Origin of the sequence: Kitasatospora sp. MAA19, from assembly GCF_029894125.1 — a bacterium.
Classification (GTDB): domain Bacteria; phylum Actinomycetota; class Actinomycetes; order Streptomycetales; family Streptomycetaceae; genus Kitasatospora.
The window spans coordinates 1-1,029 of sequence record NZ_JARXYZ010000096.1 but is presented as its reverse complement, the minus strand read 5'-3'; the positions used below and the strand labels follow the sequence as shown (position 1 = coordinate 1,029).

The window sequence follows — 1,029 nt, the reverse complement described above, 5'->3', positions numbered from 1 at the left end:
GCCCGGTTACATTCCGAACCCGGAAGCTAAGCCTTACAGCGCCGATGGTACTGCAGGGGGGACCCTGTGGGAGAGTAGGACGCCGCCGAACAATTATTCAAGGCCGCGGCCCCAGCGACTCGCTGGGGCCGCGGCCTTTTTGTGTTTTGCGAATGTGTAGTACACCGGCAAACCCGGGACCTCCGCCCAGGCGCGAAGTGTCCCGGTATGTCGGACAATGGAGATGGTGCGCGGCCAGGAGGCCGGCGCCGAAACCGCGTGACGGCAGCGGAGTTGCTCAGTCCGCGGTGGAGCTGAAGCAGCAGAAGGAGTCACCACGATGTCGAACCAGCCCCAGGACCGTCCCGAGCGTCGATCGGACGACGGCCGAGGCTACGAGCCCCGGTCCCGTGGGGGTTCGTCCAACGACCGTGGCGGCTTCCGCCGGGACGACCGTCAGGGCGGCGGTGGCGGTGGCTACCGTCGTGACGACCGCCCGTCCCGCGACCGCGATGACCGTCCGCGTCGTGACGACCGTCCGTCCGGTGGCGGTTACAACCGCGACCGTGATGACCGTGGCGGCTTCCGTCGCGATGACCGCCCCTCCGGTGGCGGTTTCCGTCGTGACGACCGTCCCTCCGGTGGTGGCTTCAACCGCGATGACCGTGGTGGCGACCGTGGCGGCTTCCGCCGTGACGACCGTCCCTCCGGTGGCGGCGGTTTCCGTCGTGATGACCGTCCGGGTGGGTTCCGTCGTGATGACCGTGACGAGCGTCCGCGTCGTGACGACCGTCCGTCCGGTGGTGGCTTCAACCGCGATGACCGCGGTGGCGACCGTGGCGGCTTCCGCCGGGACGACCGCCCCTCCGGTGGCGGCTTCCGTCGTGACGACCGTCCGTCGGGCGGCTTCAACCGCGATGACCGCGGTGGCGACCGTGGCGGCTTCCGTCGCGATGACCGCCCCTCCGGTGGCAGTGGTTTCCGTCGTGACGACCGTCCGTCCGGTGGTGGCGGCTTCCGTCGTGATGACCGTCCGGGTGGGTTCCGTCG

Annotated in this window: 1 rRNA gene and 1 pseudogene; both read left to right on the top strand. The window is 69.5% G+C overall.

Annotated elements, in window-relative coordinates:
• Nucleotides 1-91 (top strand): 5S ribosomal RNA (rrf, locus tag P3T27_RS40940); the annotation flags it as partial.
• A 315-nt stretch (nt 92-406) separates the two neighbouring features.
• Nucleotides 407-1,029, top strand: a pseudogene (locus tag P3T27_RS40935) (tetratricopeptide repeat protein); the annotation flags it as partial.